At 68.9% G+C, this 26,768-nt stretch carries 24 protein-coding genes; 13 read left to right on the top strand and 11 right to left on the bottom strand.

What is annotated here, in order from left to right; genetic code table 11:
* Nucleotides 1-8 precede the first annotated feature (8 nt).
* The 3 genes from AMETH_RS30520 to AMETH_RS30510 all read right to left on the bottom strand — a co-directional run bounded on the left by AMETH_RS30520 (nucleotide 9) and on the right by AMETH_RS30510 (nucleotide 3,413).
* On the bottom strand, nucleotides 9-1,010 hold the full coding sequence (locus AMETH_RS30520; protein ID WP_017985024.1) for an NAD(P)/FAD-dependent oxidoreductase: 1,002 nt from the start codon (nucleotides 1,008-1,010) through the stop codon (nucleotides 9-11).
* Complete coding sequence (locus tag AMETH_RS30515) at nucleotides 1,007-1,987, bottom strand: R2-like ligand-binding oxidase (protein WP_017985023.1); 981 nt, start codon at nucleotides 1,985-1,987, stop codon at nucleotides 1,007-1,009. Before AMETH_RS30515 ends, AMETH_RS30520 begins: the two co-directional genes overlap by 4 nt.
* A gap of 136 nt (nucleotides 1,988-2,123) precedes the next feature.
* Nucleotides 2,124-3,413, bottom strand: coding sequence for a sensor histidine kinase (locus AMETH_RS30510; RefSeq protein WP_026153515.1), 1,290 nt, complete (start codon nucleotides 3,411-3,413; stop codon nucleotides 2,124-2,126).
* Between the two features lie 75 nt (nucleotides 3,414-3,488).
* Here AMETH_RS30510 and AMETH_RS30505 point away from each other — a divergent pair, with 75 nt between their 5' ends.
* Nucleotides 3,489-4,166 carry a response regulator transcription factor gene (locus tag AMETH_RS30505; protein ID WP_017985021.1) on the top strand — a complete coding sequence of 226 codons (678 nt, stop codon included), beginning with the start codon at nucleotides 3,489-3,491 and terminating at the stop codon, nucleotides 4,164-4,166.
* Nucleotides 4,167-4,397: 231 nt separating this feature from the next.
* Here AMETH_RS30505 and AMETH_RS30500 read toward each other — a convergent pair whose 3' ends face one another.
* The 4 genes from AMETH_RS30500 to AMETH_RS30485 form a co-directional block, all read right to left on the bottom strand.
* Complete coding sequence (locus AMETH_RS30500; protein ID WP_017985019.1) at nucleotides 4,398-5,813, bottom strand: phytoene desaturase family protein; 1,416 nt, start codon at nucleotides 5,811-5,813, stop codon at nucleotides 4,398-4,400.
* Nucleotides 5,806-7,575: a DUF3556 domain-containing protein gene (locus tag AMETH_RS30495; protein WP_017985018.1), complete on the bottom strand. Its 1,770-nt coding sequence runs from the start codon at nucleotides 7,573-7,575 to the stop codon at nucleotides 5,806-5,808. Before AMETH_RS30495 ends, AMETH_RS30500 begins: the two co-directional genes overlap by 8 nt.
* A 34-nt stretch (nucleotides 7,576-7,609) precedes the next feature.
* Nucleotides 7,610-9,124, bottom strand: a complete 1,515-nt coding sequence (locus tag AMETH_RS30490) for a class I adenylate-forming enzyme family protein (protein ID WP_223842977.1) — start codon at nucleotides 9,122-9,124, stop codon at nucleotides 7,610-7,612.
* A gap of 85 nt (nucleotides 9,125-9,209) precedes the next feature.
* Complete coding sequence (locus AMETH_RS30485) at nucleotides 9,210-10,250, bottom strand: AraC family transcriptional regulator (RefSeq protein WP_017985016.1); 1,041 nt, start codon at nucleotides 10,248-10,250, stop codon at nucleotides 9,210-9,212.
* Between the two features lie 167 nt (nucleotides 10,251-10,417).
* Between AMETH_RS30485 and AMETH_RS30480 the strand changes: the two genes are divergently transcribed.
* The 12 genes from AMETH_RS30480 (at nucleotide 10,418) to AMETH_RS30425 (ending at nucleotide 23,065) form a co-directional block, all read left to right on the top strand.
* Entirely contained in the window at nucleotides 10,418-11,716 is a 1,299-nt protein-coding gene (locus AMETH_RS30480; protein ID WP_017985015.1) for a PucR family transcriptional regulator, read from the top strand.
* A gap of 248 nt (nucleotides 11,717-11,964) precedes the next feature.
* Entirely contained in the window at nucleotides 11,965-13,071 is a 1,107-nt protein-coding gene (locus tag AMETH_RS30475) for an ABC transporter ATP-binding protein (protein WP_017985014.1), read from the top strand.
* Nucleotides 13,068-13,859: an MlaE family ABC transporter permease gene (locus AMETH_RS30470; RefSeq protein ID WP_017985013.1), complete on the top strand. Its 792-nt coding sequence runs from the start codon at nucleotides 13,068-13,070 to the stop codon at nucleotides 13,857-13,859. Before AMETH_RS30475 ends, AMETH_RS30470 begins: the two co-directional genes overlap by 4 nt.
* Nucleotides 13,860-13,874: 15 nt before the next feature.
* On the top strand, nucleotides 13,875-14,723 hold the full coding sequence (locus tag AMETH_RS30465; protein WP_038533578.1) for an MlaE family ABC transporter permease: 849 nt from the start codon (nucleotides 13,875-13,877) through the stop codon (nucleotides 14,721-14,723).
* Nucleotides 14,720-16,078, top strand: coding sequence for an MCE family protein (locus AMETH_RS30460; protein ID WP_017985011.1), 1,359 nt, complete (start codon nucleotides 14,720-14,722; stop codon nucleotides 16,076-16,078). Before AMETH_RS30465 ends, AMETH_RS30460 begins: the two co-directional genes overlap by 4 nt.
* A complete protein-coding gene (locus AMETH_RS30455) occupies nucleotides 16,075-17,115 on the top strand; it encodes an MCE family protein (protein ID WP_017985010.1) in 1,041 nt (346 codons plus the stop codon). Before AMETH_RS30460 ends, AMETH_RS30455 begins: the two co-directional genes overlap by 4 nt.
* Nucleotides 17,112-18,143 carry an MCE family protein gene (locus AMETH_RS30450; protein ID WP_017985009.1) on the top strand — a complete coding sequence of 344 codons (1,032 nt, stop codon included), beginning with the start codon at nucleotides 17,112-17,114 and terminating at the stop codon, nucleotides 18,141-18,143. Before AMETH_RS30455 ends, AMETH_RS30450 begins: the two co-directional genes overlap by 4 nt.
* Nucleotides 18,140-19,312 (top strand): MCE family protein, encoded by a 1,173-nt coding sequence (locus AMETH_RS30445; RefSeq protein WP_017985008.1) that lies wholly within the window; start codon nucleotides 18,140-18,142, stop codon nucleotides 19,310-19,312. The genes AMETH_RS30450 and AMETH_RS30445 overlap by 4 nt, the downstream gene beginning before the upstream one ends.
* The gene (locus tag AMETH_RS30440; RefSeq protein ID WP_017985007.1) at nucleotides 19,312-20,490 is read left to right on the top strand and encodes an MCE family protein; all 1,179 of its coding nucleotides are present in this window, start codon (nucleotides 19,312-19,314) and stop codon (nucleotides 20,488-20,490) included. Before AMETH_RS30445 ends, AMETH_RS30440 begins: the two co-directional genes overlap by 1 nt.
* A complete protein-coding gene (locus AMETH_RS30435) occupies nucleotides 20,490-21,740 on the top strand; it encodes an MlaD family protein (protein ID WP_017985006.1) in 1,251 nt (416 codons plus the stop codon). The genes AMETH_RS30440 and AMETH_RS30435 overlap by 1 nt, the downstream gene beginning before the upstream one ends.
* A gap of 32 nt (nucleotides 21,741-21,772) precedes the next feature.
* A complete protein-coding gene (locus AMETH_RS30430) occupies nucleotides 21,773-22,324 on the top strand; it encodes a hypothetical protein (RefSeq protein ID WP_020486744.1) in 552 nt (183 codons plus the stop codon).
* A 144-nt stretch (nucleotides 22,325-22,468) separates the two neighbouring features.
* Nucleotides 22,469-23,065 carry a hypothetical protein gene (locus AMETH_RS30425; RefSeq protein ID WP_038533574.1) on the top strand — a complete coding sequence of 199 codons (597 nt, stop codon included), beginning with the start codon at nucleotides 22,469-22,471 and terminating at the stop codon, nucleotides 23,063-23,065.
* Nucleotides 23,066-23,080: 15 nt separating this feature from the next.
* Here the strand turns inward: AMETH_RS30425 and AMETH_RS30420 are convergent, their stop codons facing one another.
* The 4 genes from AMETH_RS30420 to AMETH_RS30405 are packed head-to-tail and all read right to left on the bottom strand — an operon-like array spanning nucleotide 23,081 to nucleotide 26,666.
* Nucleotides 23,081-23,704, bottom strand: coding sequence for a TetR/AcrR family transcriptional regulator (locus tag AMETH_RS30420; RefSeq protein WP_017985003.1), 624 nt, complete (start codon nucleotides 23,702-23,704; stop codon nucleotides 23,081-23,083).
* A gap of 31 nt (nucleotides 23,705-23,735) precedes the next feature.
* Nucleotides 23,736-25,475 carry an aa3-type cytochrome oxidase subunit I gene (ctaD, locus tag AMETH_RS30415; RefSeq protein ID WP_017985002.1) on the bottom strand — a complete coding sequence of 580 codons (1,740 nt, stop codon included), beginning with the start codon at nucleotides 25,473-25,475 and terminating at the stop codon, nucleotides 23,736-23,738.
* Nucleotides 25,472-25,909, bottom strand: a complete 438-nt coding sequence (locus tag AMETH_RS30410; protein WP_051079462.1) for a cupin domain-containing protein — start codon at nucleotides 25,907-25,909, stop codon at nucleotides 25,472-25,474. The genes ctaD and AMETH_RS30410 overlap by 4 nt, the downstream gene beginning before the upstream one ends.
* Complete coding sequence (locus AMETH_RS30405; protein WP_026153510.1) at nucleotides 25,902-26,666, bottom strand: DUF2249 domain-containing protein; 765 nt, start codon at nucleotides 26,664-26,666, stop codon at nucleotides 25,902-25,904. Before AMETH_RS30405 ends, AMETH_RS30410 begins: the two co-directional genes overlap by 8 nt.
* Between the last annotated feature and the right edge of the window lie 102 nt (nucleotides 26,667-26,768).

Here is a 26,768-nt window from a genome sequence, read left to right as displayed (position 1 = left end):
CTCCTTCGCTATGCCTGGACCCGTTCGAGCGCGGCCGGCGGTGCGTCGGACGAGTGGCCGGGGGCCAGGCCGACTTCCGGTTGCAGCACGGCGGCCGCGTTGTTGACGGCGGTGGCGACCTCGCCGAAACCGACGGCGATCAGCTTGACCTTGCCGTCGTGCGTCGCGATGTCGCCAGCCGCGTACACCTGGGGGAGGTTGGTGGCCATCGTCGCGTCGACCAGGATCGAGCGGTCGCGCAGTTCCAGTCCCCACGACGCGATCGGGCCGAGCTGCAGCTTGAAGCCGAGCGCGGCGACCACGACGTCCGCCGGCACGACGACGGGTCCCTCGCCGGTGCCGACCTCGACCGCGGTCACCCGGTCGTCGCCGTGCAGCGCGGAAACCTGCGCGTCCAGCAGCAGCTCGCATCGCGACGCGTGCAGCTGGGCCACGGAGTGCTCGTGCGCCCGGAACGCCTGCCGCCGGTGTACCAACCGGACACTCTTCGCCTTCTCGACGGCGGCCAGCGCCCAGTCCACCGCCGAGTCGCCCCCGCCGACCACGACCACGTCCCGGCCGGTGAACACGTCCAGGTCCGGCACGAAGTAGTGCAGGCCCCGGCCGAGGTACTGCTCGCCGCAGGGCAGCGGCCGCGGGCTGGCGGAGCCGACGCCTGCCGTGATCACCACGGCGCCGGCCTCGACGGTGACGCCTTCGTGGCTGGTGACCACGACCTTGCCGTCCCGGTGTTCCAGCCGCTCCGCCTGCTGCCCGAGCAGGTAGAGCGGGTCGAACGGCGCGGCCTGCCGGAACAGCCGGTCGACCAGCTCCTGGCCCTTGACACTGGGGAACCCGGCGATGTCATAGATGTTCTTCTGCGGGTACAGCGCGCTGACCTGCCCGCCGACCTGCGGCAGCGAGTCCATCACGGCCACGCTCAACCCGCGAAACCCCGCGTAGTAGGCGCCGAACAGACCGACCGGTCCGGCGCCTACCAGCAGGAGATCGACCCGGGTGGGCGCGCTCAACCGGCCACTCCGGCCGCGGCCTCGGTGTGCACCCGGTCTTCTTCGGCGAACTTGTCTTCCAGGGTCATCGGCGAGTAGTCGTCGTCGATCTCCTCGACCGCACGGCCGCGGGCGCTTTCGATCGACTGCAGGCGGCGGCTGACCTTGTCCAGCGCGTACTCGGTCATGGCCTGCACGCTGACCCCGAACGGCGGGTTCTCGCCGAACGGCGCGAGCATCTCGGTGATCAGGCCGACGGCCGGCTCCAGCAGCTCCTGCATGCGCCCGGACACGACGTCCCAGTTCGCGTCGTCGGCGGCCACGTGCCGGCGGCAGGTGAAGGTGCCCCACGCCATGTGGCGGCGCTCGTCGTCGCCGATGTACTTGACGATCTGCTGCATGCCGGGCAGGATTCCGCGGCTGTGGCAGATCTTCGCCCAGGCGAAGTAGCCGGTCAGCGCGAGGCAGCCTTCGACGACATGGTTGTAGGTCACCGAGGCCCGGATCTGCGCGGCCGGCGAGGTGTCCTCGGACAGCGCGTACAGCGAGGACGGCAGCTCCTCCATGAAGATCTTGCGGTACGAGTCACCGTTCTCGGTAAACGCGTGCAGGTCCTCGGTCACCCCGACGGCATCGAACCACATCCGGAAGGCCTGCATGTGCTTGCCCTCTTCGAAGGTGAACTGCGTCAGATACGTCTCGTCGCCGAGGCGCCCTTCCGCCGCCATCGCGTTCATGAACGGCTGGAGGTCCTGGGTCACCGATTCCTCGCCTGCCATGAAGTTCGCGGCAAGGACGCAGGTCATCCGCTTCTCGTCCTCGCTCAGCGCCGCGAAGTCCGCCGCGTCCTGCGAGAGGTCGATGTCGTCGGGGTTCCAGAACTTCTTGTTGCCCTTGCGGAACAGCTTCATCGGGAACGAGTCGAGACGGAGGCCGCCTTGGGAAAGGCTGCCGAATCCGGTGCGGTTACCGTGTTCGATACTGCGGTCGATGGGCATGACGACTCCCTGGACTCCGGTTCGGGAACTACGTTGTCCGCGTTGAACGCGGGCCCACAGGATTACGCAAACGGGTCGCCGGGAAGGGGGCCACGCGCGCCAGTTCTGGCCCGGGAGTGCCAGTTTTGTTGCCCGGTCAGCCCACCGGGACCTCGAACCGGGCGATCAGGCCGCCGCCGGGGCGTTGCTGGAACTCCAGCTTGCCGCCGAGCGCCTGCACGATCTGCTCGACGATCCACAGCCCCAGTCCCGCCGTGCCCCGGTTCGAACCGGTCGCGGTGTACTTGCCGGTGAGCTTCTCCAGGTTCTCCGGTTCGATCCCCGGCCCACGGTCGAGCACCTGCACGTGGAGATGCTCGTCGACGACCCTGGCCTCGACGTCCACGGGATGCCCCTCGCCGTGCCGGGCGGCGTTCTCCAGCAGGTTCGTCAGCACCCGCCGGAGGCGTTGCGAATCGGCGGTTACCATCTGATCCTGGTCGTCGAGCAGCAGGCGCAGGCGCGGTGGGCGAAGGCCTGCGGCGTCGGCCGAGGCCAGCAGCAGCCCGCGCAGCTCCACCGCGCGGACGCGGCCGGTGCTGAACGTGGGACGGCGGCTCGCGGCGACGTCGGCGAGCGCGTCGAGCATGTCCGAGAGGTGGTTCGCGTGCTCGGCGACCAGCCGGGTACTGGCCGCCCGGTCGGCCAGGGTGATGCTGCTCTCCGGGTCGGCCAGGCCGCGGCTCAGCGCCCGCAGCGAGGCCACCGGGGTGCGGAACTCGTGCAGCATCACGGCCAGCCCGTCCTGCTGCGCCGCGTAGGACTCCAGCAGCCGGCGCCGCAGGTCCCGTTCCTCCTCGGCCGCGGCGTGCTCGGCCATCGCCTCCACCCGCGCCGCGATGCTCGCCTCGCGCTCGCGCTCGACCAGCCGCGACAGGCTCGCGCCGAGCACCCCGGTGAGCACCAGGTAGCCGGCCCACCAGGCGCCCTGGCGGACCCGCTCCTCAAGGGGCGTCAGCCCGGGGTCCACGAAGAGCGCGATCGCCAGGTAGGCGGCACCGAGGGTGAACGCCAGCAGCACGGTGGGCCGCAGCGGCAGGCGGATGGCCGCCGCGGTTACCACCAGCAGCAGGATGGCCACCGCCGGACTGCTTGCCGCGCCGGACAGGGCGACCGCGAGCAGCGCGAAGGTGCTGTCCAGGGCGGTGACCAGCCAGGCGGTGCGCCGGCCTCGCAGCTCCCAGCGGGGGTGGGTGGCGACCGCGACCGCGTAACAGCAGGCCACCACGAGGACCACGATGACCAGCCGCAGGTGCTGTCGGAGGTTGTCGCCGCCGACGACCAGCAGCAGCGAGATCGACAGCACCACCACGACGCGCACGCCGACCATCACCCTGGCGATCGGTGTCGCGCCGAGATCGACTTGCTCGGCCTCGCTAGTTGACATGGTCGTGTCCGACCCCTCCCTGTGTGGGCTCGCGGTGCGGATCCCGTGGTCAAAAGTGCGTGTAATACTAGGCCGGTGAAAGACCGGCGGCTCGTGATCGTGATTGTGGACGACCACGAACTGTTCGCCAGGGGGCTCGCCCTGCTGCTGTCGACCAATGCTGGTGACCGGTTCGAGGTCGGCGGCCTCACCACCCACGTGGAGGAGGCGCCGGCGCTCGTCGAGTCCTGCGGTGCCGATCTCGCGATCGTGGATCTGGCCATGCCCCCGCTCGGTGGGACCGCGGCGATTCGCCAGATCAAGCGGCGTTTTCCGGGAACGAGGGTGCTCGCACTGTCCGGTTCGGACGATCTCGACCTCGCCGAGCAGGCGCTGCGGGCCGGCGCGGACGGTTACCTGACCAAGTCGGCGGACCCGGAGGTTCTCGTCGCGCCGTTGCTGACGGTGGCGGCCGGGTTCCGGGTGCTCGAAGGGGAGCTGCTCGACCTGCTGCTGACCGCGACCAGGAAGCCGCCGGAGGCGCTGCTGGAAGAGCTCGGTTCGCAGGATCTGCGGCTGTGGACGTTCCTCGCGCGTGGCCTGGAGACCAATGACATCGCCAACCGGATGCTGGTCTCCGAGCGCACCGCCAAGCGGATGGTCGCCTCGCTGCTGAACAAGATCGGTGCGGCCAACCGGGTGGAGGCCGCCGGGCTGGCCGGTACCTACGGCCTGCTGGACAGCACCTCAAAGTTCGCCGAGGACGCGACTTAGCCTTCGCGCACCGAGTTGGCCGTCTGCGGTGCCGAGTTGGCCGCTTGCGGCACCGAGTTGGCTGTCTGCGGTGCCGAGTTGGCCGGTTGCGGCGTCCGGTTGGCCACTTCGGGCGTCGTGTTGGCGGGCTGCGGCGGCCGCGCGAATCCGAGGCGGCCGGTCACGCACCGAACCGGCCAAGTCGGTGCCCGAAGTGGCCAACTCGCCGCCCGGACCGGCCAACTCGGCGTCTCAGTGGCCGAGGAAGCGCAGGGCGGACTCGGCCGCGTTGAAGCCGCACATTCCGTGCGCGCCGGCGCCGGGGGGTGTGGCCGCGGAGCACAGGAACACCCCGGGCACACCGGTGCGGTAGGGGTCGAGCGCGAGGCGCGGCCGGATCGCCACCTGCAACGGGGTGTTGGCCCCGGTGATGATGTCGCCGCCGACGTAGTTCGGGTTGTACCGCGCCATCTCGGTGGTGGACCGGACGAACTTGCCGACGATCCGCTCCCGCAGGCCCGGTGCGAAGCGCTCGATCTGGTCGAGGATCGTGTCCGTGGCGTCGCCCGGGTAACCGTTCGGGACGTGCGCGTAGGCCCAGATCGGATGGACGTTGCCGGCCGACCGGCTGGGGTCGGCCAGGTACTGCTGCGACACCAGCACGAACGGGCGCTCCGGCATCCGGCCGTGGGCCGTCTCCCGCTCGGCGTGCACGATCTCCTCCAGCGTCCCGCCGACGTGCACGGTGCCCGCCTTGCGGCAGGCCTCGTCGCGCCACGGCACCCCGCCCTCGACGGCCAGGTCGACCTTGAACGCTCCCGGCCCGTGCTTCCATCGCCGGTACGCGTGCCGGACCCGGCCGGGCAGGCGGTCGCCGATGACCTCCGCGGCGGCGGCGGGGGCGAGGTCGAGCAGCACCACCTTCGACGGCGGCAGCTCGGCGAGCGAGCGCACCACGATCCCGGTCTCGATGGTGCCACCGAGCTCGGTCAGCATCGCGGCGAGTGCGTCGGTGATCGCCCTCGACCCGCCGACCGCGACCGGCCAGCCGAACCGGTGCCCGGCCGCGGTCAGCATCAGCCCGATCGCCGCGGTGGTCGGCCGGGTCAGCGGATGGAACGCGTGCGCGGCCACCCCGGCGAACAGTGCGCGTGCCCGGTCGGTCCGCCACCGGCGCGCGACGGCGGTGGCCGGTTGCAGCGCGCGCAGCCCGAACCGCGCCAGGTGTATCGGATGCCTCGGCAGGTGGACCACGGGCCGCATCAGCTCTTCCGCCAGCGCGTCGAAGCCGTCGGCGAGCGGGCCGAACAGGCGCTGCCACGCCGGGCCGTCGACGCCGAGGCCGTCGGCCGTGGCGTCGACGGCCCGCAGCAGCACCCCGGGGTCGCCGGAGTCGAGCGGGTGGGCGAGGTCCACTTCGGGCAGGGCCCATTGCAGGCCGTAGCGATCCAGGCCGAGCGAGGCGAGGAACGGGGAACCGACGGCGATCTGGTGCACCGCGGAGCAGTGGTCGTGCAGCACCCCCGGCACGGTCAGCTCGCTGCTCCTGGTGCCACCGCCGATCTCGTCCGCGCCCTCGACGACCGTGACGCGCAGGCCGCGCCTGGCCAGTGCGACGGCGGAGGCCAGCCCGTTCGGGCCGGCCCCCACCACGATCGCGTCAGTCATGGGCCGGCGCACCACGCCGGTCGCGCTGCCACGGCGTGCGGCGCAGGACCTGGACGGGGATGCTCGGGTCCTGGTCGTCGAGCCACGGCTGGCGGGTGACCATGTCCTTGACGGCCACGTAACCCTCCTCGAGCTGCCCGGTCGCCGCGTCGACGATCCGGTAGTGCTGGCGCTGGCGCTGGATCGGCTGCGATTCGAGCATGATCACCCGCAGCTCGCCCGGGGCGAAGTTACACCGCTGCTGGACGGCATCGATCAGCTGCTGGTTGTGCAGGTGGCCTTCGCCGAAGTTCCAGCCGAGCACCATACCGGCGGCGAACTCGCCTTCGCGCACGTCGTAGTCGTCGAGGTTGTCCACCGCCCGGCACAGCAGGCCGTTGAGCGCCCGGCCGTGGCTGTGCATGGACCGCCACGCCATCGCCTTCTGCAGCATCAGCTCGGCCTTCTCCTCGCCGTAGAGCTTGGTGAGCTGCTCCTTGGGGGTGGCCGCGGCGGTGACGATGTGCTTGGTCAGCTTCTGCTCGCTGCCCTTGCGGAACACCCACAGGCTGGTGGCCCAGTTACCCGCGTAGTAGCGCATCGACGGCAGGAACGAGACCAGGTGCGGCTTCATGTTGCCCAGCACCGGCAGCCCGACCAGGCAGACCAGCAGCAGCGCCGCGAGCAGCGGCGAACCGAAGTCGGACAGCCCGATCTCGGCGTAGTGCCCGAACAGGAACAGCGCGGAGAAGATGAAGAAGATGTTCCATTCCAGCGGCACGCCCATCGGGAAGGTGGACAGGATGTGCAGGTGGAAGATCACCATGATGGTCAGCACGACGGTGGTGACGATGCCGCCGTGGGAGAAGAAGAGCACCGGCGGGAGCAGGTACTCGATGACCGTCCCGGTGTGCGCGGCGAATCCGGAGAGCTTCGAGGGCCGCAGGTCGTGCGGGAAGTCGCGGTAGAGCTTGCGCTTGATCCACTTGACCCGCTGCAACGGGCTGTTGCTGATCATGACGGCGACCACGAACGGGAAGTGCCGGTTGAGCTTGGAGGTCGCCGCGCCCCACCAGAGCCCGACCATGATCAGTTTCAGGCCGACCATCATGTCCAGGTAGGGGAAGAAGAACACCAGCAGGGTCAGCCAGTACTGCTCACCGCGCGCGGCCAGGAAGATCGTCTTGTCCCGCAGGCCCAGCAGCGGCAGCGCGACCACCAGCGGGATTATCCGGACCGGGTCGAGCAGCCCGACCGTGTTGCCCGGCGGGACGCTGTCCGCGGTCCCCGGCGAGCAGAGCAGCCAGACCGCCGACGCGATCACCACCAGGTACAGCGCGACGTCCACAATGGAGCGCCGGGTGCCGCGGGTGAGCGGCACCTTGTCCGGCCACGGTGGCAGCCGCACGGTGCCCGGCCGAAGCCAGTAGAGGAAGCCGCCGATCGGCGGCAGGAACCGGAAGGTCAGCGGCATCGAGCCGCAACCGAACCCGAGCACCTCGTAGAGCAGGGTCCAGACCACGACCTTCTGGTAGACGATCGGTTCGGTCCACCAAGACCCGAAATCTCCGACCGAGCCGAGGCCGGGGGTCGCCGAGATGACCGCGATCGCACCGAGCACGTAGCCGACGAGCTTGACGACGTAGAGCAGGTACACGGCATACGGCGTGCCGAAGCCGTTTTCCGCCCAGTGCTGGGCGAGCGGACGGATGCGCTGGAGATGCGGCCTCGACCGCCATTCCTTGAGGTCGAGGTCGGGTAACAAGGGCGAGATGAATCCCATGGTGGTCCTTCGTTCTGGGGATGCCGGTGGCGAATCAGGCGGGTGAGCCCGCCGTGGCCGCGAGGCCCGCGCGCAGGGCAGGCTTGTCGATCTTGCCGACGGAGTTCTTCGGCAGCGCGTCCATCGTGACGATGTCGGCGGGAAGCTTGTACTTGGACAACGAGCCGCGGCACAGCTCGTGCAGTTCGTCCGTGCCGACCGAGGCTCCCGGCCGCAGGGCGACGAACGCCAGCGGCACCTCACCGAGCACCTCGTGCGGGGCGCCGATCACCGCGGCTTCTAGCACCCCGGGATGGCCGTAGAGCACGGATTCGATCTCCTTGGGGTAGATGTTCTCCCCGCCGCGGATGATCATGTCCTTGATCCGGTCGACGAGCACGAGGTAGCCATCCTCGTCGAACCGGCCGACGTCGCCGGTGTGCAGCCAACCGTCCACAATGGTCTTCGCGGTCTCCTCCGGCTTGTTGAGATAACCGCGCATCACGTTGGGGCCGCGCACGACGACCTCGCCGGTCTCGCCGGCCGGGAGGAGATTGCCGGCGGCGTCCATGATCGCGACTTCCTGCCCCTTCATCGGCAGCCCGACCGTGCCGGGCTTGCGGACACCGTCGATCGGGTTGATCGTCGACGCGCAGGTGCCTTCCGAGAGCCCGTAGCCCTCGATGATGGTGACGCCGAAACGGTTTTCGAACCGCTCGATGAGTTCGGCCGGCATCGGCGCGGCACCGCAGACCGCCAACCGCAGTGAGGATGTGTCCGGCCGCACCTCCTCCGGTAGTGCCGTCAGCATCGCGTAGATGGCGGGCACCGCCGAAAAGTAGGTCGGCCGCACGGTCTCGATGACGCGGAAGAACGTCTTCGGGCTGAATTTCCCGGCGATCGTGGCGCGGCCGCCGGCGATCAGTGGCGACAGGATGCTGACCACGATTCCGTTGACGTGGAACAGCGGCAGGATCAGCAGGCTGTGCTGGTCATCGCCGAGCCCGACGGACTCGATGGCCATCGAGCACATCGCCAGCAGGTTGGCGTGATCGAGCATCACGCCCTTCGGCTTGCCGGTGGTGCCGCTGGTATAGATCAGCAAGGCCAGCGTGTCGACCTCGACCGGCGGCGAGGACGCCAGGACGGCGTCGTCGATCGCGCCTTCGAGTTCGGCCACGCCGATTGTTTTCACCGCAGTATCCGCGGACTCGGCGATGACGATCTTCGCGCCGGAATCGGCGATCTGATATTCGGCCTCGGCGACGGTCAGCGCGGGGTTGATCGGGGTCACCGCGGCACCGAGCCGCCAGGCCGCGAACAGGGTGATGACGAGTTCGACGCGATTGGGGAGCCGAACCGCCACCACATCGCCGCTGGCGATCCCGTGCCGCCGCAGGGTTGTTGCGGCCCGGAGCACCCGATCCAGGAAATCGGCGTTGCTCAGGTTCACGGCATCGTCGGCCAGTGCGGGGGCATCGGGTCGTTGTTCCGCGCGCACGTCCGGCAGCGTTGCCAAGTGCATGTCGCTCCTCGGGTTACAGCAGATATACCGCTCCAGTGCGGGCAAAGGTACGAACCCACTGTGATCCGTTCCATAGGTTCGGAAGACGAATCTGCGCAACCCGTTTGTTCGGAACGTACAAAGGCCCTGGTCAGCGGTGACCCGGTCGCGGGTGGGCCCGGACAGCCCGCCGGTGCGCCCTGGGGCTGACCCCCTTCCACCGCCGGAAGGCGTGCGTGAAGCTGGACGTCTCGGCGTACCCCAGCCGGTAGGCGACTTCCTCGACCGTCAGCCGGCCGGCGTCCAGCAGTTCGTCGGCCAGCTCCTCACGCACCTCATCGAGCAGGCAGCGGTAGGACGTTCCCTCCTCGGACAGCCGCCGGCGCAGCGTTCTCGGCGACAGGTGCAGCCTGCTCGCCACCTCGACCACCGTCGGTGGCGCCTGCGGCCGGCCGAGCAGCACCTCGCGCACCCGGTTCGGCAGCCCAGTCCTGGTCCGCCGCTGTTCGAGCAGCCGCCGGCACTGGGCTTCTGCCAGGCTCGCGGTGAGGGGTTCCGCCTGGGGGAGTGGCGAATCGAGGCTCGCCCGGTCGAACGAGACCGAGTCGGCCGCCGCGCCGAACTCGGGCCGCAGCCCGAAGACCTCGGTGTAGCGAGCGAGGCCGCCGGCGGGTGGAGCGAACGCGAAGCTGACCCGATGCAGCCGGCTCGGCGCGGCGAGCAGCTCGCGCTGGATGGTGTGGATCGCCGCCGCGTCCCGTTCCAGCAGGAAGCGTCTCAGCTCCTCCGGTGCCGCGGATGCGTCGAGGACCAGAGTGAGCTCGTCGCCGGCCTCGACCGGGGTCATCCGGCAGAACGAGTAGGTCAGGTCGAGGTAGCGCAGGCCGACCGAGATGGCGCTACGCAGGGTGGGGCTGCTGATCAGGGCGAAACCCCAGATGCCGTAGGTGGTGAGGTGGTAGCGCAGGCCGGCGTCCAGGCCCAGCCCCGGCGGGTCACCCAGGGTGCGCACCAGGTTGGCGATGACGGTCATTTCCTGCGCGGCGGTCACCGGCTGGTCGGGGTTGGCCAGATCCGCCATCCGCAGCCCGGTCCCGCGAAGGGACTCCGCGGCCGGTACCCCGCGCTCCATCCCCAGCCTGGTCAGGAGCAGGGCGCTCGCGGGCGCGCGCAGCACACTCTCGGATCCCACGATGGCACCTCCCGCCGACTCCGCTGTCGAACCGCTTGGCCAAAAATATCAACTCACTGGCCTCGATGACCCTGGGAGGTCGCCGCGGCGCCGCTTACCCTCGGTAGCCCCGAGTAAGACGACCACGCCGGGTACCGCCGTGGAGACCATGAACGAGTGACCAAGCCATGACCGAAGACGCCGACGACGAGATCCAGGATGCCGAAGTCGCCAGCATCGTGGCCATCGCGAGCCGGCTGCGCTCGCGGGTGCCCGCGCTCGTGCGGCACATGATCGAGCGGATGTCCGAGGAGATCCCCGAGCTCGGGGTGGACGAGCGGCTGACGCCGCTGCTCAACGCCAGCGTGGAGAGCAACGTCGAGACGGTGCTGCACCTGCTGCAGCACGGCATGGCGCTGGACGGGTTCGAGACGCCGTGGGCGGCCGGTGAGTACGCGCGGCGGCTGGCCCAGCACGACGTGCCGCTGGTGGCCTTGATCCGGGCGTACCGCCTCGGCCAGGACAGCCTGGTCCGGTTGCTCATCGAGGAGGTGCACCGCGAGGGCTTCGACGCCACCCGCACGAGCGCGATCACCAGCCGGATCGTGACCTTCAGCTTCGACTACATCGACCTGATGTCCCAGCGGGTCGCGGTGGTCTACGAGGAGGAGCGGGAGAGCTGGCTGCGCAACCGCAGCACCGCGCGGGCCGGCAGGATCCGCGAGCTGCTCGCCGGGCGCTCGGTGAACCGGTCGGTGGTGGAGGGCGTGCTCGGCTACCGCCTGCGGCAGCAGCACCTCGGCATCGTGGTGTGGATCGACGACGTGGCCCGCCGCGAGTTCGAACTGGCCAATTTGGACCGTCTCATCGTGACCATCGCAGAACGCCTCGGTTGCGTGGCACGCCCGCTGACCGTGCCCTGCGACGAGGCGAGCTCCTGGGCCTGGCTGCCCTTCGCGGAAGGCGCGCGGGTCGACCACGACATCATCGAGAACACCTTGAAGGAGTGGGATTTCCCGGCACGGGTGGCCCTCGGTGAGATCGAGAGCGACCTGGAAGGCTTCCGCACGACGCACTGGCAGGCCACCCAGGCGCAGACCGTCGCGGTGACGGCCGGCCAGCGGGCCCCGCTGGTCTCCCGGTTCGCGCAGGTCGGCACCGTGGCACTGCTCTGCGCGGACCTGAAACATACCCGCGCCTGGCTCACCCACGTGCTCGGCCCGCTGGCCGCCGACGACGAGCAGCATGCGCGGTTACGCGAGACCCTCCGCGTCTTCCTTGCCGGCGGTGGCAGCTATACCGCGGCCGCCGCGGCGCTGAACCTGCACAAGAACTCGGTGAAGTACCGGGTGCTCAAGGCCGAGGAGGTACGCGGCCGGCCGATCAACGGCGACCGGGTCGACGTCGAGATGGCGTTGACCGCGTGCCGCTGGCTGGGGTCCGCGGTGCTCTCCGGCACAGAGCGGCCGCCCCGTTCTTGTTCGTAAGTGACAACCGCGGCGATGGTTATCGTCGCCGCGGAACGACACATATGACCGGCGCTACTGGGAAAATCACCGCGACGTGCACGGCGGACGTGCCGGCTGTCGCGGACCATCCCGGCGGCCGCCCACTGTGGATTCTGTCCAAGTCCGGTGTTCTTGGCCCTCGGAGGCCATGGTTGGCCCCCGTGGCCATGGTGGCCGGCGTCACCACCCGGCAGAGTCCCGGCAGATCGACTCGACGAGGAGTGTTGATGGGTGCTGAGGTGGTCATCGAGGGCTTGACCAAGTCTTTCGGTAAGCAGGCCATCTGGCGTGATGTGTCGTTGACGCTGCCGCCGGGTGAAGTCTCGGTGATGTTGGGGCCGTCGGGTACCGGTAAGTCGGTGTTTTTGAAGTCGATGATCGGCTTGCTGAAGCCGGACCGGGGTTCCTGTGTGATCAACGGTGTGGACATCGTGACGTGTTCTGAGCACCGGTTGTACGAGACGCGGAAGCTGTTCGGGGTGTTGTTCCAGGACGGCGCGTTGTTCGGCTCGATGAATCTGTATGACAATGTGGCGTTTCCGCTGCGTGAGCACACGAAGAAGTCCGAGTCCGAGATCAAGCGGATCGTGCTGGAAAAGCTGGAGATGACCGGTTTGGCCGGTGCGGAGAAGAAGTTGCCGGGGGAGATCTCCGGTGGGATGCGGAAGCGGGCCGGGCTGGCGCGGGCGTTGGTGCTGGACCCGGAGATCATTTTGTGTGATGAGCCGGATTCGGGTTTGGATCCGGTGCGCACGGCGTATCTGTCGCAGTTGCTGATCGATTTGAATGCGCAGATCGATGCGACGATCCTGATCGTCACGCACAACATCAACCTGGCGCGGACGGTGCCGGACAACATTGGGATGTTGTTCCGCAAGGAACTGGTGATGTTCGGTCCGCGGGAGGTGTTGCTGACCAGTGATGAGCCGGTGGTGGAGCAGTTCCTCAATGGTCGCCGGCTTGGTCCGATCGGGATGAGTGAGGAGAAGGATTCCGCGCAGATGGCGCGGGAGCAGGCGCAGGCGGATGCGGGTCATCACGACGGGTCCACCGAGGATGTGCGGGGGGTGGTGCCGCAGTTGCAGCCGACCCCGGGGTTGCCCGAGCGCAAGGGGGTGCGCCGCCGGAAGGACCGGGTGATGAAGATCCTGCACACCCTGCCGCCCGCCGCGCAGGAAGGCATCATCGACTCACTCACCCCGGAAGAACAACACCGCTACGGCGTTGACGCGAGCACGCTCGCCGCGTCCGGGCGCCACCACAGCGATTTCCGGGCCGGGCCCACCGACACGGTCGAGCTGCCGGTGATCCGGAACAGCGGGAGCATTTCGTGAGCGGCACCAAGCAGTTCTCCTTCCCCGGCGTCGGCGCGTTCCGTGAGACCGGCCGATTGTTCGCGCTCGGCCTCGATGTGTTCCGGCTGCTGCCCAAGCGCCCGTTCCAGCTGCGCGAGTTTCTGCAGCAGGCCTGGTTCGTCGCCAGCGTCTCGCTGCTGCCGAGCGCGCTGGTGTCCATCCCGTTCGGCGCGGTGATCGCGCTCCAGCTCGGTTCGCTGACTCGGCAGCTCGGTGCGCAGTCCTTCACCGGGGCCGCCGGGGTGCTGGCCACTGTGCAGCAGGCCGCGCCGATCGTCACCGCGCTGATCATCGCCGGCGCCGGTGGCTCCGCGGTGTGCGCGGACATCGGGTCCAGGACGATCCGGGAAGAGATCGACGCGATGAAGGTGCTCGGCGTCTCCCCGGTGCAGCGGCTGATCGTCCCACGCGTGCTCGCGATGGCGTTCGTCGCGGTGCTGCTCAACGGCCTGGTCAGCATCGTGGGTGTGGCCGGTGGCTACTTCTTCAACGTCTTCCTGCAGGGCGGCACGCCCGGCGCGTACCTGTCCAGCTTCAACGCGCTCGCCCAGCTGCCGGACATCTACATCAGCGAGCTCAAGGCGTTGATCTTCGGTCTGGTCGCCGGGGTGGTCGCCTCCTATCGCGGGCTGAACCCGCGTGGCGGCCCGAAAGGCGTCGGCGACTCGGTCAACCAGGCAGTGGTGATCACGTTCCTGCTGCTGTATTTCGTCAACTTCGTGCTGACCACCCTGTACTTGCACATCGTGCCGCCGAAGGGGAGCTGATCCGTGGTCGACACCATGCCCAAGCGTGCCGTGATCGCCGATCGCGCCAGGAAGGCCGCCAGGAAACCGGTGGCGAGCCTCGACGACTACGGCAACCAGCTCTGGTTCTACATCCGTGCCTTCCTGTGGATTCCTCGCACGATTCGCCGGTATTCCAAGGAAATCATCCGGCTGCTGTCCGAAGTGTCCTTCGGCAGCGGCGCGCTGGCGGTGATCGGCGGGACGATCGGCGTGATGGTGGCGCTCAACCTGTTCGTCGGCACCGTGGTCGGCCTGCAAGGGTATGCGGCGCTGAACCAGATCGGTACCGAGGCGTTCACCGGGTTTGTGTCCGCCTATTTCAACACGCGCGAGATCTCCCCGCTGGTCGCCGGGATCGCGCTCTCGGCGACCGTCGGCTCCGGGTTCACCGCGCAGCTCGGCGCGATGCGCATCGCCGAGGAGATCGACGCGCTCGAGACGATGGGCATCCCGAGCCTGCCCTACCTGGTCACCACCAGGATGGTCGCCGGCTTCGTGGCCATCCTGCCGCTGTACACCCTCGGCCTGCTGGCCTCCTACGTCGCGTCGAGGTTCATCACGATCACGTTCAACGGCCAGTCCGCCGGAACGTACGACCACTACTTCAACCTGTTCCTGCCGCCGGAGGACGTGTTGTGGTCCTTCGCGAAGATCCTGGTCTTCGCCGTGGTGATCATCCTCATCCACTGCTACTACGGGTACACCGCTGGCGGCGGTCCCGCGGGCGTCGGGGTCGCGGTCGGGCGCGCGGTGAAGACCGCGATCGTCACCGTGGTCATCCTCGACTTCTTCCTCAGCCTCGCGATCTGGGGCACCACGACCACGGTGCGGGTGGCCGGATGAGCGCCGAACGTGGTGTGCTGCCGGCGATTCCGCGTCGGGTGCTCGGCCTGGTGTACCTGCTCGCGATCGTGCTGTTCTTCGCGCTGACGATCGCCTTCTACCAGAAGCGCTTCACCCCGGTCGTCATGGTGGACCTGCGCGTGCAGAAGCTGGGCGACCAGCTGCTGCCGCAGTCGGACGTGAAGGTGCGCGGCGTGATCGTCGGCGAGGTGCGCAGCATCGACACCTCCTTCGAAGGCGCGACGCTGCACCTCGCACTGAACCCGGACAAGATCGACCTGATCCCGAAGAACGTCACGGCCAGGTTGCTGCCCAAGACGCTCTTCGGTGAGCGCTACGTCAACCTGGTGCTGCCGAAGACCGGCGCGGTCGGGCGGATCGAGGCCGGCGACACCATCGGCCTCGACCGCTCGTCGGCCGCAGTCGAGTTGAACCGCGTGCTCGACAGCCTGATGCCGGTGCTCAAGTCGGTCCAGCCGGAGAAACTGTCCAGCACCCTCACCGCGGTGTCCGACGCGCTCTCCGACGGCCGTGGCAAGGACCTCGGCCAGACCCTGGTCACTCTCAACGAGTACGTGCGGGAGCTCAACCCGTCGCTGCCCGACCTCACCGAGGACATCCGGCAGCTCGCCGGGGTCGCCGACGCCTACCGCGACGCGGCGCCCGACCTCTTGCAAACCCTGTCCGATCTCACCGTGACGAGCAAAACCCTGGTGGACCAGCAACAGAACCTGCACGGGCTGTTCGACAGCCTGTCCGCGACCTCCGCGGACCTGCGGAGCTTCCTGGAAGTGAACAAGAACAACCTGATCGGGCTGGTCGGTGCCAGCAGGTCCACAGTGGAGCTTCTGGCCAAGTACGCGCCGGAGTACCCGTGCCTGCTCGGCCAGCTCTCCGACCTGGTGCCGAAACTCGACGAGATCTGGGGCGGTGGGCGCAACAACAACCACGCCCTGAACCTGACCATCGAGATCACCGCCAGCCGCGGCAAATACGTGCCGGGCAGGGACACGCCGGCGTACAACGACAAACGCGGGCCGGCCTGCTACCCGATCGCCACCAACGGGAACTTCCCGCAGTACCCGGGCGCCGGGCCGCTCCGCGACGGCTCCACCCCGCCGCCGGCCGGTGCCACCAGGACACCCTCCGGCATGAACTCGCTACTCGACGGCGCCATGGCCACGCCGGCCGCGGACGGGCAGCAGGTGCCGTCGCTGGCCAATTCGGCGGCGGAACGTGCGCTGGTCGCGACGCTGCTCGCGCCGTCGATGGGCACCGCCCCCGGTGACGTTCCACAGTGGAGCAGCGTGCTGGTCGGGCCGCTCTATCGCGGCCAGGAGGTGACCGTCCGGTGAAGTCGCTCGTCGGGCCGGTGACGAAGCTGTCCATCTTCGTGGTGTTCACCGTGCTGTCCACCCTGCTGCTCGCGGCCACCATCGCCAACATCACCTTCCAGCCGTCGAACTCCTACCACGCGGTGTTCTCAGACGTGACCTCGCTGAACGTCGGCGACGACGTCCGGGTGTCCGGCGTGCGTGTCGGCCAGGTCGACGCGATCGAGGTCGGCGGCGACAACGAGAACGTGGCCAGGGTCGACTTCTCGGTCGACGCCGGCCGCAAGCTGCCCCGCTCGATCCAGGCCGTGCTCAAGTACCGCAACCTGGTCGGCCAGCGTTACATCGCGCTGGAACAGCAGCCGGGCGACGCCGGCGGGGTGCTCAACCCGGGGGACACCATTCCCTTGCGGCAGACCAAGCCGGCGCTCAACCTGACCCAGCTGTTCAACGGGTTCAAGCCGCTGTTCCAGGCGCTGTCGCCGGATGACGTCAACAAGCTGTCCTACGAACTGATCCAGGTGCTGCAGGGCGAGGGCGGCACGATCAACTCGCTGCTTCGGCACACCACGGAGCTGGCGTCGACGATCGCCGGCAAGGACCAGGCGATCGGCCAGGTGATCGACAACCTGAACACCGTGCTGGACACCGTCAACGGCCGCGGGGACGAACTCTCCGGGCTGGTCGGCACCCTGCAGGAACTGGTCACCGGGCTCGCCGCGGACCGCGAGCCGATCGGGGAGTCGGTCAGCGCGCTCGCCGAGCTGAGCGCGACCACGAGCGGGTTCCTCGCCGAGGCGAGGGAACCGCTCAAGCAGGACATCGCGGGGCTCGGCGCGCTCGCGGCCAACCTGAACCGCGGTTCCAGCCTGGTCGAGCAGTTCCTCAACAACCTGCCGCGCAACGTGGAGACCATCACCCCAACGGCCTCGTACGGCTCCTGGTTCAACTTCTACCTGTGCGCGGCGGTCGGGAATGTCGGCGTGCAGTCGCTCGGGCTGAACGTCCCGGTGCTCCCGGTGCCGCTCGCCCAGACCCCGTCGAGGTGTACATCGTGAAAGCCTTCGAGGAACGCAATCCCGTCCCGATCGGCATCGCCAGCGTGGTGATCATCGCGCTGCTGACCGTCGCCGCCTACTTCTACGACGACCTGCCGCTGATCGGTGGTGGAGCGGTGTACCAGGCCGAATTCACCGAGGCCGCCGGGCTGAAGGCGGACGACGAGGTCCGCATGGCCGGCGTCAAGATCGGTCAGGTCAAGAAGATCGAACTGAACGGCGGGCACGTCCTGGTGAGTTTCCGGGCGAAGAACGCCTTCCTCGGCGACCAGACCAGGGCGTCCATCGAGATCAAGACGCTGCTCGGGCAGAAGTACGTCGCGCTGGAGTCCGCCGGCAAGGCCCCGCTCGACCCCGCCAGCCCGATCCCGGTGGCACGGACGAAGGCGCCGTTCGACGTCAGTGACGCCTTCACCGGGCTGTCCAGGACGGTCGACCAGATCGACACCAAGCAGCTGGCGCAGAGCTTCCAGACCATCGCGCAGGAGTTCTCCGGTACCCCGGAGCAGATCCGGCCAGCGCTGGACAGCCTGTCCGCGCTGTCCACCACGATCGCCGGCCGCGACGAGCAGCTGCACAAGCTCCTTGACAACACCAGCCAGCTCAGCAAGACCCTCGCCGACCGCAGCGGCCAGTTCCAGCGGCTGATCGGTGACGGCACGCTGTTGCTCGACGAGGTGCAGGCCCGCAAGACGGCGATCAGCTCGCTGCTGCAGGGCGCCAGGGCGCTCTCGGTGCAGCTGGCCGGGCTGGTGTCGGACAACCAGCAGCAGCTCGCGCCCGCGCTGGCCCAGCTCGACCAGGTGACCGGGCTGCTGGAACGCAACCAGGAGAACCTGAACGTGAGCCTCAACCAGCTCGCCCCGTTCTACCGGCTGTTCGCCAACACCCTCGGCAACGGCCACTGGTTCGACGTGTACGTGTGCGGCCTGCTGCCGCCGACCGTCAACCTCAACCTGCTCAACATCAATCCGGGTGGCTGTGAGCCCCCGGCGACGAACTCAGGGGTCACCGGAGGCGGCCGATGAGCATTCCCACGAAGGCCGTGCGGCGGCTGTCGATCGTGCTCGTGCTGACGCTGGTCGCGGCGGGCGGCGCGTGGTGGATCACGTCCCGCTCGGCCGGAACGAAGGTGACGGCGCTGTTCTCCCAGGGCATCGGCGTGTTCGAGGGCGGCGACGTCCGGATACTCGGGGTGAAGGCGGGCACCATCGACTCGGTGACCCCGGAGGGGGAGCAGGTACGGGTCGAGCTGACCATCGACCCCGGCATCGACGTGCCGGCGGACGCCGGCGCGGTCGTCGTCCCGCCCAGCCTGGTCGCCGACCGGTACGTGCAGCTGACCCCGGTCTACACCGGTGGCCCCAAGATCGCCGACGGCGCGGTCATCCCGATGGCGCGCACGGCGACCCCGGTCGAGGTCGACGAGCTGTACCGGAGCCTCGACCAGGTCACCACCGCGCTCGGGCCCAAGGGCGCCAACGCGGACGGGTCCCTGTCCGCGCTGCTCGACGTCGGGGCGCGCAACCTCGCCGGTAACGGTGCGGCGATCAACGAGACCATCACGAAGCTGGCCGGTCTCACCGCGACGCTGTCGGACAACCGCGGTGACCTGTTCTCGACCGTCGACAATCTCCGGAAGTTCACCGAAACCCTGGCGACCAGTGACGGGCAGCTGCGCGATCTGAGCGGCCAGCTCGCCGATGTGAGCGCGTTCCTCGCCGGTGAGCGGCAGAACCTCACCCAGGCGCTCGGCGAGCTGGCGACCGCGCTGGACTCGGTCCGCACCTTCGTCGCGGACAACCGTGGCCGGATCAAGTCCAATGTGGACAATCTGGCCGCGGTGACCCAGGTGCTGGTCGATCAGCGTGGCGCGCTGGCCGAATCCCTTGACGTGGCACCGCTGACGCTGGGCAACCTGGCGAACGCCTACAACGCCAGTTCCGGCACGCTGGACATCCGGGCCAACCCGAACGAGCTGTCCACCCCGCCGATCGTCACGATCTGCGGGCTGCTCCGGCGCGGCACGCCGACCCAGCTCCCGCAGGCGCTGGCGGATACCTGCGACAAGCTGGCCCCGGTGCTCAACGGTGCGGTTCCGCTGCCGTCGGCGGCGCAGATCGTCGGTGGGCTGCAGAGCGGGAATCTCCCGCCGCTGCCGCTGCTCTCGCCCACCCAGTCCGGAGGTGGTCGCTGATGAAGCGGCGTGTGTCCCTTGGCTGCCTTGCCGCGGTGCTCAGCGTGGCCGTGACCGGCTGCGGGTCCGGTGGGTTCAGCGGCCTGTACGGCGCGCCCCTGCCGGGTGGCGCCGACCTGGGCGACCACCCGTACCAGCTTAAGGTCCAGTTCGCCGACGTGCTCGACCTGGTGCCGCAGGCGGCGGTGAAGGTCAACGACGTCCCGGTCGGCCGGGTGGAGAACATCGGGTTCGCCCCGGACGGCTGGACGGCCGAGGTCACGGTGGCCATCAACGGCGACGTGAAGCTGCCGGCGAACGCTAACGCCATGCTCGTGCAGTCCAGCCTGCTCGGTGAGAAGTACGTGTCGTTGACGAGCCCCACCGCGCCCGCCCCGACGCAGCTCGCGGACGGCGCGGTGATCCCGGTGCAGCGGACCAACCGCAACCCGGAGGTCGAGGAGGTTTTCGGCGCGCTGTCGATGCTCCTCAACGGGGGCGGTGTCGAGCAGCTGCGCACGATCAGCCGCGAGGTGAACGACGCGCTGGCCGGCAAGGAGGGCGACATCCGCGCGCTGCTGACCAACGTCGACAAGCTCACCGGCGACCTCGCCGGGCAACGCGACAACATCACCAGGGCCATCGACGGGCTGAACCGGCTCTCCGCCACGCTGGTCGGGCAGAACGACAACATCGGCAACGCGCTGGACAACCTGGAGCCCGGGCTGCGCGTGCTCGCCGAGCAGCGCGGTGACCTGGTGCACATGCTGCAGTCGCTGGACGGGCTGTCCGGCGTCGCGGTGGACACCATCACCAGGTCCCGCGAGGACCTGATCGCCGACCTGCGCGCGCTGCAGCCGACCCTGCAGAAGCTGACCGAGGCGGGCGACAAGCTGCCGAGGGCCCTGGACACCCTGCTGACCTTCCCGTTCACCAGCCATTCCCGGGAAGCGATCCGCGGTGACTACACCAACCTGGACCTCCGGCTCGACCTCAAGCTGGACAGCTTGCTGACCAACCTGTTCCTCAACCCGAAGCAGCCGCCGATCGCGCTGCCCGGTATGGGGAACCCGCCGGTCGCCCCGGCTCCGGCCGCCCCGCTGCCGCTGGCGTCGCCGGTGCCTTCATCGGCACCGCCGCCGGCCGCCGGGCAGCAGGGACTGGCCGGGGTGCTGAACTCCTTGCTTGGCGGTGCCTGATGCTCACTCGGAGGGTTCGGATCCAGGTCGCGATCTTCCTGGTCATCGCGGTGGCCGGGATCGGATACACCGGTTTCCGCTACGCCGGGCTGCAGAGCCTGTTCGGCCGCGGCGGCATGGTGGTCAAACTGCAGCTGGCGGATTCCGGCGGGATCTTCACCAACGCCGACGTGACCTACCGCGGGGTGACCATCGGCAAGGTCGGCGACCTCAACGTCGTCCCGGACGGCACCGAGGTGGAGCTGGTCATCAACGACGGTGCGCCCGCGGTGCCCGCCGACGTGGAGGCCGTTGTCGCGAACCGGTCCGCGGTCGGCGAGCAGTACGTCGACCTGCGGCCGCGGACCAGCAACGGGCCGTTCCTCACCGAGGGGTCCACGATCAAGGCCAAGGACACGGTCACCCCGGTGCCGCTCGACCAGCTGCTCGGCAACGTCGACGCGCTGGCCGCCAGCGTGCCGACCGGTTCGTTGAAGACCGTGGTCGACGAGCTGTACAACGCGTTCAACGGGGCCGGGCCGGACCTGCGCACCGTGCTGGACTCGACCAGTGCCTTCGCCGCCACGGCCAAGGAGTACCTGCCGGCGACCAAGGACCTGCTGTCCTCGGCCCGTACGGTGCTGACCACCCAGAACGCCGAAGCCGGCAACCTGCGGTCGTTCAGCTCGGACCTGCGGCTGCTCGCGGGTGAGCTGAAGAAGGCCAACCCGAACCTCGACCACTTCATCCGGGCGGTGCCACCGGTCTCCGCCGAGCTGTCCGGGCTGCTCGCGGAAACGGGGCCGGGACTCGGCAAGGTGATCGCCAACCTGCTCACCACGGCCGACATCCTCGGCCCGCGCACCAGCGGGCTGGAGAACATCCTCGCCACCTACCCGGTGCTCACCGCGGCCGCGAACACCGTGGTGCCCGGCGACGGCACCGCCCACCTCGGCCTGGTGCTGAACTTCTTCGACCCGCTCGTGTGCACCAAGGGCTATCAGGGCACCCGGCTGCGACCGGCCGACCAGGTCGCGCCCCGGCCGGCGAACCCCGACCTCTACTGCGCCGAGCCCCCCGGGAGCCCCACCTCGGTTCGCGGCGCGCAGAACGCGCCGTACGGCGGGACCCCGCGGCGCGCGCCGAGCGCGCCGGGAACCCAGCAGCAGCCGGGGCCGGCCGGCAGCCCGGCGCCGCTGCCGGGACTGGCCGGGCTGACCGGGATCAGCGGGCCGACCGACCTTGCCGCATTGCTCGGGCTGCCACGGTGAACCACGACAACAGCGTGCCGAACGGAGAACGCATGACGGATCAAACCGAGAACGCGCGGAAGCGGGCCGGTGCCCCGATGTGGGTCGGCAAGCCGTTTCTCGTCACGCTGTCCGCGCTGACCGTGGTGGCCCTCGCGGCCGCCGTCTGGTTCGTGACGGCCTGGCTCTCCGGCAGCGACGCCGCGGCGGCCGCCGCGCACACCAGGGGAGAGGCCGAGCGGGCGGGGGAGCAGGCCATCGCCGTGTTCGGCACGCTCGACTACCGCAACGTCGACGCCGGGCTCGACGAGTGGGAACGGGTGTCCACCGGGCCGCTCAACGAGGAGGTCAAGAAGTCCCGGCAGCAGCAGAGCCAGGTGATCAAGAACGGCCGGACCTCGACCAGTGCCAAGATCCTCAGCGGTGGCCTCACCGAGCTGGACGCGGCCGGCGGGACCGCGAAGATGATCGCGGTGGCCGAGATCGTGGTGACGCCGGACCAGGGGCAGCCGGTGACCAAACGGAACCGCTTCCAGGCCGATCTCCAGCGGACCGACCAGGGATGGAAGCTCAGCTCCATCCAAGCGCTCGCCATCGGCGGCTGACCCATCGCGAAAGGAGTACCGGCCATGCCACACGTGCGAAGCAAGGGCAGCGCGCCAGCACCACATCGACGCCGGCCGACCGTGGCCGGACGGTCACGCGGCGACGCGGCACCGAGCCCGGTCCGCCGGTCCGAGCCGGAGACCGTGGACCAGACGGATGCGGTGGACCAGCGGGAGACCGGGGACCAGCGGAAGACCGGGGAGCCGTCGCCGGCGTCGGACACCGTCGAGGTCGACCCCCGGCGCCGGCGGCAGGTGATCATCCTGCTCGTGCTGCTGGTGGTGTTCACCGCAACGGCGGTGGCGGCGGGTATCGCCGGGGCGCCGGCCTCCGACGACGACACCCGCAACACCGCGCTCACCGACGCGGCGGCCACCAGCGATGTGCTCGGGCAGGTCAACAAGGCGGTCGAGACGGTGTTCTCGTTCGACTTCAGCGACACCGCGAAGACCCAGAACGCCGCGCAGAACCTGCTCCGCGACGGCGCGGTCGAGCAGTACAACCAGCTGTTCGAGCAGGTGAAACGGCTCGCCCCGGCACAGAAGCTGGTGCTCACCACGACCATCAGGGCGACCGCGGTGACCAGGTTGGATGGTGACCAGGCCCAGCTGCTGGTCATGGCGGATCAGCGATCGACCCGCGGGGACACCAACCAGACCAGCAATGCGGCCGCCCAGCTGTCGGTGGTGGCGAAGAAGACCGGCGACACCTGGAAGATCAGCGACCTCACCGTGCTGTGATCGCGGGCCCGGGCCTCATGGCGTGAGGGGGGCTTCGAGCAGGGCCAGGGCGTAGCGGGCGTGCTGTTCGCCGAGTGTCTTCTTGGACAGCCGGCCGCCTGGGCGGTACCAGGTGGAGATCGCCGAGCACAGCGACACGATGCTGCGGGCCGCGTCCTTGGGGTACGGGGTGGCGAACACGCCGGTGCGGGCACCGTCGGCGACGATCTGCTCGAACAGTGACTGCGTGCGGTCCCTGGCGTCCACCACCCGGCTGCGCTCCTCGCCGGTGAGGTAGCGGACCTCACTGATCGCCACCAGCGCGGCGGTCTGGTGGTCCACCACGAAGCCGACATAAGCCTTGACGGCGTCACGCAGCTTCGCGACCGGGTCGTCGCCGGCGGCCTCGATCGCGGCGGTGGTCCTGGCCAGCAGCTCGCTGTTCGCCCGCCGCAACAGTTCGGCGAGCAGATGCGATTTCGACGGAAAGTAGTTGTACAGGTTGGACAGGCTCGTGTTGGCTCCACGGGCCACATCGCGCATCGATGCCCCGTTGAAACCCTTCTCCCCGTACGCCTGCAGCGCCGCGTTGAGGATCGCGGCCTCGTTGCCGCGCCCGGAGTCGCGGATCAGCGTGGTTTCGGGAGAACGCTTGTTCATGCCGCGAGATTATGGGGGCCGTGATACCGGGTCAACCGCGGGGGCGGTGACCGCCGTTCACCCCAGGCGGGTGCCGCTCCGCAGACGGTCGGCGATGGCCGACATGGGCTTCCGCGGTCATCCGCTCGATCATGTGCGGGTAGTGCAGCCAGAAGGCCGGGCGCTCGGAGCGGATGCGGGGCAGCTCGGTGAAGTTGTGCCTTGGCGGCGGGCAGGAGGTGGCCCATTCCAGTGAGTTCCCGTAGCCCCACGGGTCGTCCACGGTGACGGCCTCGCCGTACCGGTAGCTCTTGATGACGTTGTAGATGAACGGAAGCATCGACGCGCCGAGGACGTAGGAGCCGATCGTGGAAACCGTGTTGAGCACGGTGAACCCGTCGGAGCTCAGGTAGTCGGCGTAGCGCCGGGGCATGCCCTGCGCGCCGAGCCAGTGCTGGACGAGAAAGGTGAGGTGAAAACCGAGGAACGTGGTCCAGAAATGGAGCTTGCCCCATCGCTCGTCGAGCATCCGGCCGGTCATCTTGGGGAACCAGAAATAGATTCCGGCGAAGGTCGCGAACACGATCGTGCCGAAGAGCACGTAGTGGAAATGCGCGACAACGAAATAGGTGTCGGTGACGTGGAAATCGATCGGCGGAGAGGCGAGCAGCACGCCGGTCAGCCCGCCGAACAGGAACGTCACCATGAAGCCGATCGACCACAGCATCGGATTCTCGAAGGTGAGCTGCCCTTTCCACATGGTGCCGATCCAGTTGAAGAACTTGAATCCGGTCGGGATCGCGATCAGGAAGCTCATCAGGGAGAAGAACGGCAGCAGCACCGCCCCGGTGGCGAACATGTGATGTGCCCACACGGTCGCGGACAACCCGGCGATCGCCAGGGTCGCGTAGACCATGCCCTGGTAGCCGAACAGCGGTTTGCGGCAGAACACCGGAATGATCTCGGTGACGATGCCGAAGAACGGCAGCGCGACGATGTAGACCTCGGGATGGCCGAAGAACCAGAACAGGTGCTGCCACAGGATCGCCCCGCCATTTGCCGGGTCGAACACGTGCGCGCCGAGCCGCCGGTCGGCGAGCAGGCCGAGCAGCGCCGCGGTCAGGATCGGGAAGGCGACCAGGATGAGCATGCTGGTGATCAGGATGTTCCAGGTGAAGATCGGCATCCGGAACATCGTCATTCCCGGGGCGCGTAGGCAGACCACCGTCGTGATCATGTTGACCGCGCCGAGGATGGTGCCGAGCCCGGACACCACCAGCCCGCTGATCCATAGGTCGGCCCCGATGCCGGGGGAGTGGATCGCGTCGGACAGCGGGGTGTAGGCGAACCAGCCGAAATCCGCGGCACCGCCAGGGGTGAGGAAACCGGAGAGCACGATCAACCCGCCGAAGAGGAAGAGCCAGTAGGACAACGCGTTCAACCGGGGGAACGCGACGTCGGGGGAACCGATCTGCAACGGCAGGAGGTAGTTGGCGAACCCGAAGACGGTTGGCGTCGCGTACAGCAGCAGCATGATCGTGCCGTGCATGGTGAACAGCTGGTTGTACTGCTCAGGGGACAGGAACTGCTGTCCCGGTTGGGCGAGCTCGGTGCGCATCAGCAGGGCCAGCACGCCGCCAACGAGGAAGAACCCGAACGACGTGGTCAGGTACATGATCCCGAGCCGTTTGGGGTCGGTCGTGCGCAGATTCCCGAGCAGGGCCGACCCCTTGGCCGCTCGCGGTGGCGGGTACCGGCGGGCCGGGTGTGGTGGGTGGATGACGCCGGTCACGGTAGGTCCGTCTCGCCGGCGGCCCGGCGGTTCGCCTGCTCCGGCCAGCCCGGCGGCCTGCTGCCGATCCGCAGGCCCGGCCGCCGCCGGTGCACGGTGAGGTAGGCCAGGCCGTGAGCGCCGGCGGCGATGGCGCGGGTCGAGCCCTTCGGCAGCCAGGTCACCGCGCCTTCGGTGAGCGCCAGCGCGCCGTCGCCGGTGGTCAGCATCCCGGTTCCGGCGATCACGACGAGCAGCACGTCCAGGGCGGATTCCGCATGTGTGCCAACATCTTCACCCGGTGCCAGGCGCACCAGGTTCGCGTCGAGTTGCCGATCCGTTTCGGTCAGCCGCCAGAGCACGCCTGCCGGCACCGCCGTGTCGGCGAGCGTGGCGTGCGCATCGCACAGCACGCGTGGCCGACTGGGCGACACGGCCTGGTGCGGGTCAGGCATCGACCTGGCCGTCGTGCGCGGCCACCGGGAAACGGCCGATCCTGATGCGCCACTCGGTGGGGCCGGATTCGACGTATTCCCAAGCGAATTGCCCCGGGTAGGTGGCTTCGAACTCGCGCCGAAGCGGCTTCGGGTCGTGGTTGTTGACCAGCACGAACGACTCGCCCTTCGCCAGCCGGGCAAAGCTGCCGAAAATGCGGGGATGCCGCTGGCCGTGCGGGATCCCGCGGACGTCGAGCTCGTCCGGCGGCTCCAGGCTGCCCCCGTCCAGCAGCGTTTCCAGGTCCTCGACGAGGGAGACGAGGTCTACCCCGGGCAGCTCGGCGAGCGCGGGCAGCAACACCCTGCGCTCGACCTCCTGGCAGGCGGCGAGCGCCGTGGCCACCGCGTGGGCGGCGGCGTTCACCTGGTCGGCGGTGCTGGCCGCGCGCAGATCGTGGATGTGGCCGGTGATGATCTGGTGCTGGGCGCGCAGCGCGCGCACCAGCAGGCGGGTGTCGGCGGCTCCCGATGCGGGCGCGTAGAGCGCCCAGTCGACCGAGACCAGGTGGCACAGGACCCGGTCGGTGCAGAACACGACCATGCCGTCTCGCGCGGTCTGCCGGTCCGCGGCGGCGAGCCGCAGTTCGCTGAGCAGCGCCGCCTTCGCCCACGTCTCGGCGAGCAGCTCGTCATTGCGGTCGCGCAGCAAGGCGAGTGCCCGTACCGCTGGATCGCCGGCCGAACCCCGAAGGTAGATCTCTGTTGCCGACCCCATGTCGTGTCCTTTTCCGGATCGAAGATGCCCCGTGCGCCCGGCATCGAGGTGATCGGCGGTCGCAGCGTGACTCGGTGGAACCAGCTCAGCAGGTATGCCCAA

The organism is Amycolatopsis methanolica 239, assembly GCF_000739085.1.
Lineage (GTDB): Bacteria > Actinomycetota > Actinomycetes > Mycobacteriales > Pseudonocardiaceae > Amycolatopsis_E > Amycolatopsis_E methanolica.
Note: the sequence above shows the minus strand (reverse complement) of the source record. Positions and strands in the feature narration are given on the sequence as shown.